Below are 6153 nucleotides of genomic sequence, written 5' to 3'. Positions count from 1 at the left end.
TCTGTGGAATCCCCAGGTCATGTACCGTGGGCGCCCGGTACAGGCTCGGGGACGGGCTGTGCTGCGCACCATGTTCGAGAGCGTCAGCGATGGGTTGTTTGTCCTTGAGTGTCTGCCCCCGGAGCCAGAAAGAGGCTCACCTCAACCGCGCTGTCGGTTTTTGGTGGGTAACCCGGCTTTTTGCAGGATGTTTTTTCTCTCCTCTCGACCTATCGAGGGAGAAGAGCTCCAGAGTTGTCTACCGCCTTCTCTGGCTGCGCAGATTCAACTGCACACCGAACACTGCCTCAGCCATGGCCGGCAAGTGAGCTTTGAGCTGAGCCTAACGGCCTCTGCCGCTCCCGACCCAGAGTCGACCCATGTTCTAATCGTTACCCTTTCTCCAGTAGTTGAGGAGAACAAGCCAATCAGCCGAATTGTCGGCTCCTGTCAGGACATCACAGCACGCAAGCAAGTGGAGTGGCAGCTACAGCGCAGCCAAAAGCAACTGTTGGAGCACAACCGGGCTCTGATGGAGCTCACCCGGCACAAAGCCCTCAGCCAAGGAGACTTACAAGCTGCTCTGCAACAGATTTGTACTACAGCCGCCCATACCCTGGGGGTGGCACGGGTGGGGGTCTGGCTCTACACGTCGGAGCGCTCCAGCATTCGCTGCATCAATCAATTCGAGATCACCCCAGACAACCCCGAGGGATCCCATACTCAAGGGGCGGAGATCTGGGCCAAAGACTATCCCCGTTATTTTCAAGCCCTGGAGCAAGAGCGCACCATTGCTGCCGACCAAGTGGTGGCGGATCCCCGCACCGCCGAGTTCGGCAATTCCTACCTGACAGCAATGGGAGTGGTCTCGATGCTGGATGCCCCCATTCGACTGGAAGGACGGATGGTGGGTGTTCTCTGCCACGAGCACATTGGATCCCCTCGCCACTGGACCTTAGAAGAGCAAAACTTCGCCGGATCCCTGGCGGATTTGGTGTCTCTGGCCCTCGAGATCTCGGAGCGCCGGCAAGTGGAAGAGGAGCTGCGCCAGGCTGAGGAGCGCTATCGCAATTTTTTCGAGAATGCGGTAGAGGGCATTTTTTTCACCGATGCGGCAGGTCGGTATCTCTCCGCCAACCCGATGCTGGCCCAGATCTGCGGCTACAGCTCCCCCGAAGAATTGATGCGCGAAGCGAAAGAGGCGGGCAAGCGGCAGCTCTATGTGGATCCCAGCCAGTGGGAAGAATTTGTGCGGCTATTGCAGGAACAGGGATCCGTACGCGGCTTTGAGTACCGGCTGCGGCGGCGGGATGGCTCGATCATCTGGGTCCGAGAAAAGGCCCGTTTGGTTAAAGATAAAGCCGGAAATATCCTCGGCTATGAAGGCATCTGCGAAGACATCACCGCCCAAAAGCAGAGCTTAGCCTACATGGAGTTTCGCGCTCATCATGATGCCCTGACAGGTTTGGTGAACCGCGAATCCTTTCGGGAGCGGCTGCAGCAGGCCCTGCAGCAATACTACAGTGAATCTCTGGCCCTCTTCTTTGTGGATTTGGATCACTTCAAAGACATCAACGATACCTTCGGCCACGGTGTCGGCGATGCCCTGTTGCAGGGGGTAGCCGAACGGCTAACCAAGTGCGTTCGACCTGGAGATATCGTCGCCCGCTGGGGAGGGGATGAGTTTACCCTGCTGCTGCCCCGAATTGGCAGCCCCACAGTGGCAGCGCGTCTGGCTCAGCGGATTGTCGATGCCTTTCAAACTCCCTTCTCCTGCGAGGGCCATTCCCTTTCCGTGACCTGCAGCATCGGCGTCGCCCTCTACCCCCAAGACGGCGTAGAAGTGTCCACCCTTTTGCACCATGCCGACTTGGCCCTCTACCAGGTCAAGGAAAATGGCCGCAGCGGCTTTCAGCTCTACCGGCCAGTTTCAGGGATCCCGGCAGCAGTCCGCAACACTATCCTGTAAGCTGGTTGGGTCAGAGGCCCTTCTGGTTTGTGATTTGTGCATCCAGGTCGTAGCTATCGCCGTCTCATTCCCTTCATTCGGCCCCATCTGTGGATGTTGTTGCTGGGGCTAACCTGTACCCTTGGCTTTGTGCTAACCATGCCCGCCCTCGCCTACTTGATCGAGTGGGTGGCCCGCTCCATTGGTGCCGGGGATCTGGGGCAATTGCGGATGCTGGCCTTGATTGGGGTGGTGTTTTTCTTGGTGCGCGGCGCTTTTCAGTATGGCCAAGACACCCTGATGGCGAGGGCCTCCTTGCAAATGGTTTTGGAATTGCGCCAACAGATTTATGCCCACCTGCAGGCACTGGATGTGGACTATTTTTCCGGCAGCCGCACCGGCGATCTGGTCTATCGCCTCACGGGGGATCTGGATCGGGTGGGAGAGGTGGTGCAGCGGTTTTTCCATCGCTTCATCCCCAGCGTGCTCACCATCTTGGCGGTGGTGGCCTACCTGTTCTATCTCAACGGCATTCTCACCTTGACCACCTTGCTGATAGCCCCCCTGATGGGAGCCTTGATCAGTTGGTTTGGGGATCGCCTTTTGTTTCGCTCCCGCCTCAACCAAGAGAAGATGTCGGATTTGGCCGCCCTCTTGACTGAAGTGTTTGCTGGCATCAGCCTCACTCGCGCCTTTGCGGCTGAGGACTACGAAATTCGCCGCTTCAGTGCCATTGCCGAAAGCAACCGCCTGGCCCGGTTTCAGACCGAACAGATGAGAGCCATCCAAGACCCGGTGGTGGGTTTTCTGTACGCCATGAGCGTGTTGGGGGTGTTTTGGGTGGGCGGCTGGCAAATTAGCCAGGGCAACCTGACCGGCAGCCAGTTTCTCGGCTTTATCGCCGGTGTTGCGATGTTGATCGACCCTATTGTTCACATCACCAACAACTACAGCGAGCTGAAACAGGGTGAGGCTTCGGTGGAGCGGATTTTCGAGCTGCTAAACACCCGCTCCCAAATCCGGGAGCTGCCCGGGGCCCGCCCCATGCCTCCCATTCAGGGTTGGGTGGAGTTCGACCAAGTTTCCTTTGCCTACAAACCGGATCAGCCGGTGCTCAAACAGATCAGCTTTCAGGTGTCTCCCGGCGAGATTGTGGCCCTGGTGGGATCCTCCGGCGCCGGCAAATCCACCCTGGTGAGCCTGATTCCCCGCTTTTACGATCCCCAGCAGGGCTGCATCCGCATCGACGGCATCGACATCCGCACCGTCACCCTCAAGAGCCTGCGCCGGCAGATCGGCATTGTGCCGCAGGAGATCACCCTGTTTTCGGGAACCATTGCCAGCAACATCGCCTACGGACAAGAGCATTTTGACCTGGAAGCGGTACGCCAGGCGGCCCAGGTGGCCAACATCGACACCTTTATCGAGAGCTTGCCCGATGGCTACGCCACCCGCGTGGGAGAACGGGGGGTCACCCTCTCCGGTGGACAACGGCAACGGCTGGCCATTGCCCGCGCCGTGCTCCTCAACCCCAAGATCTTGATCCTGGACGAGGCTACCTCGGCTTTGGACAACGAGTCGGAAGCGTTGGTGCAGGAAGCACTGCAACGGCTGATGCAACGCTGTACCGTTTTTGTGATTGCCCACCGCCTCTCGACGGTACGCACTGCCCACCGCATTTTCGTCTTGGAGCAGGGGCAATTGCTGGAGCAGGGAAATCACCGAGAATTGCTGGGCAAAGGGGGTCGCTACGCCCAGTTTCACCTGCGCCAGTTTCATTGAACCCTTGGCCTCTGGATCTCCTGGATCTCCCATGCCTGCCAGAAGGGCCGGTAAAACTCCGGATCCGCAGGCGCTCCCCCCGGGATCCCACAGATGGCCGCTGCAAATTGCACGGCTCGTTGCACCAGAATCGCCTCCGGCCATCCCCGCAACAGCCCCAGGATGGCCACGGCGCTAAATGCATCTCCCGCCCCCACCGTATCCACCAGCTGAGGCGCGGGCACTGGGTCGGCCCGATAGACCTGAGCAGGGGTGATCAGCAGCGCGCCTGCCGCTCCCAAGGTCAGAAATAGACCTTTCAGGTTCAGATGAGCCTGGAGGATCTGTCCTTGCTCCAGCAGGTCTCCAGGAGGGATCCCTTCCAGTTGGGCCACTTGCTCCAGCTCTGCCTGGTTCAGCTTCAGCCAAGTGCAGGTGCGCAGCATCTCCTGGATGGCGTCTGGATGCCACCAGGGATCCCGCAGGTTGAGATCCAGAAACACGGGACAGCCCAAAGCGGGGATCCCCTCTTGAAAGTGGCGATGGGCTGCCTCCCGGCGGGCTGCCAAGCTGCCCCGGTAGAGCAGGCTGGGCTGGAGAGCTTGCAGAGCCCCGATATCCAACTGGATGTAGTCGTAGGCTTGGTCGGGCAAGATGGCGAAGGTGGGGATCCCTTGCTCATCCAGGGTTACTTGAACCTTGCCGGTGGGGTGAACAGAATCCTGCTGCAGACCCTCCAGGCGCAGCCCCTGCCGTCGCAAGGCCCCCAGCAGCTCTCTGGCGGCCTCGTCTTGGCCAACACGACTGAGCAAGAGGGGATCGGATCCCAGCCCCTTGAGGTTCCAAGCCACATTCAAAGCTGCTCCGCCCAGCACAATCTCTGTGGGGAAGCAGTCGAAAAGCACCTCCCCCAAGATGAGCGGCAAACCCAGGGGCACATGAGAGGGATCCATCTTGAGCACTCAGCTAGAAATCGCAGGAGCCCCGTGCTGTACCGGTAGGATCAGTGTCGAGAGGAAAGTCCGCCTCCATGGTTATAATTGTACTGCGGACACCAGAAACGGTTGTTTAAGGCACTGGTAACGGTCGATTGGGGGTGCTGTAAACCACCCCAGAGGCTCGTGGTTGGCTTGCCAACTGCAGGGCTACTAAAAGCCCGCTCTGTACTGCTTTAGCGGTCGGAGTCGGGTAGTTTACGAAGCAGCCGTTGACGTCCGCGGTGCGGAGCCCAATCCCTGGAGCTCCAGGATCTGCTGATAGGTGTTGCTGCGGAACCAACGCTCGATTTCTCTGGCCCGTAGCACCGGCAGCGGATGGGTGCGCCCCACCGTTTGCATCTGCTTCAGCTCCATCTGCCACAGATCCCCGTCCAGCTCGTCGTAAGTACGGGCCTGCTCCAAAAAGGCGTCCACGTTCAGCTTGGAGGCCAATTGCGGGGATCCCCCACACAATTTCATCAACACCGAGATCACCGTCTTGGCATCTTGGGCTACCAACAGCGCCGCCCGGTCACAGGTAAACTCGGCACACCGCAGCCAGTGCATCAGTTGATCCTGCAACGCCTGATAAAACAACCCCCCGAAGGGGAGCAAGCTGGTGGAGAGCATGAGAATGTTGGCCATCGTCAAGTAGACCCCGTGATTGCACTTCAAGTGGCCCAACTCATGAGCGATCACGGCCTGAATTTCCGGCGGCTCCAACAGATCCAGCAGAGAGCTGTGCAAGACAATGAAGGGCTTTTTCCCCTGCATGGCAAAGGTGTAAGCATTGGGCGTGGGGTTCTGCCGCACGTAGAGCTGGGGCACCTCCAGATCCAAGATGCGACAGGCCTGCACCAAAAGCTGATGAATTTCCGGCAACTGATGCTCGTTAATTTGGATACTAGAAGCAATGTTGTCCAGATAAAATATCTGTCCTGCCGTTGAGCCAAGCCAATTTTGAATCAGCAGGCCCAGCCCCGGCACTTGCTGCAGAGAGCGGGTGGCTTGCAGATCCACGGGATGACGAAATTGGTCGGCCCGCAGGCCCAACAGAATGCGAGGTTCTCGTTGAATGGACGACATAGACAATAGACAACAGAGGGAGAAAGGACTTCGGTTACAACTCGTAGGGCACAAACTGGCGGTGGCGATTCAACAAAAATAGCCGCTCCGGCGGCGGATCCGGCAGGGTCGGCTTGTCAGTAAAATCAAACGGGTTTTCTCCAGAGGGGATCTCCCAATAGACCACATGATCTTGAATGCGAGTGCCATCGGTAACAAAGCGCCCGGTATCGGCGGCAGCACGCTCAGCGCGGCGATAGAGTCGCCCTTGCCAGGTCAAGTGCGGGGGCAGCCCCAATCCCAAAAACAGTTGCTGCTGACTTGATTCCTGGTTGAACACCGCCTGCGGGCAATCTGCCCAGATCCTTGCCAGATCTGCCGGTTGGGGAGCAGCATGAGCCTCTGCATCGGCTGGAGTTACCT

General features: G+C 58.6%; 5 protein-coding genes. 2 read left to right on the top strand and 3 right to left on the bottom strand.

The window, feature by feature from the left end:
* Both NW820_RS07690 and NW820_RS07685 read left to right on the top strand, forming a co-directional pair.
* The coding region (locus tag NW820_RS07690; RefSeq protein WP_414407148.1) for a diguanylate cyclase domain-containing protein at window positions 1–1948 on the top strand (1948 nt) is incomplete at its 5' end.
* 36 nt (window positions 1949–1984) lie between these two features.
* A complete protein-coding gene (locus NW820_RS07685; protein WP_414374844.1) occupies window positions 1985–3709 on the top strand; it encodes an ABC transporter ATP-binding protein in 1725 nt (574 codons plus the stop codon).
* Here the strand turns inward: NW820_RS07685 and NW820_RS07680 are convergent.
* The 3 genes from NW820_RS07680 to NW820_RS07670 form a co-directional block, all read right to left on the bottom strand.
* Window positions 3703–4641 carry a carbohydrate kinase family protein gene (locus NW820_RS07680; protein WP_414407147.1) on the bottom strand — a complete coding sequence of 313 codons (939 nt, stop codon included), beginning with the start codon at window positions 4639–4641 and terminating at the stop codon, window positions 3703–3705. The two genes, NW820_RS07685 and NW820_RS07680, sit on opposite strands and share 7 nt — an antisense overlap.
* A 240-nt stretch (window positions 4642–4881) precedes the next feature.
* Window positions 4882–5751, bottom strand: coding sequence for a M48 family metallopeptidase (locus tag NW820_RS07675; RefSeq protein WP_011433741.1), 870 nt, complete (start codon window positions 5749–5751; stop codon window positions 4882–4884).
* 34 nt (window positions 5752–5785) lie between these two features.
* Window positions 5786–6153: hypothetical protein (locus NW820_RS07670; RefSeq protein ID WP_414407146.1), on the bottom strand; the 368-nt coding region annotated here is incomplete at its 5' end.

Source organism: Synechococcus sp. R55.7, from assembly GCF_047461955.1.
Taxonomy (GTDB): domain Bacteria; phylum Cyanobacteriota; class Cyanobacteriia; order Thermostichales; family Thermostichaceae; genus Thermostichus.
The sequence above is the reverse complement of the archived record's forward strand: the minus strand, read 5'-3'. Positions and strand labels throughout refer to the sequence as shown.

Coding starts and splice junctions, on each gene's coding strand:
- NW820_RS07680 (WP_414407147.1), bottom strand. CDS start 4,641: ATGGATCCCTCTCATGTGCCCCTGGGTTTGCCGCTCATCTTGGGGGAG.
- NW820_RS07675 (WP_011433741.1), bottom strand. CDS start 5,751: ATGTCGTCCATTCAACGAGAACCTCGCATTCTGTTGGGCCTGCGGGCC.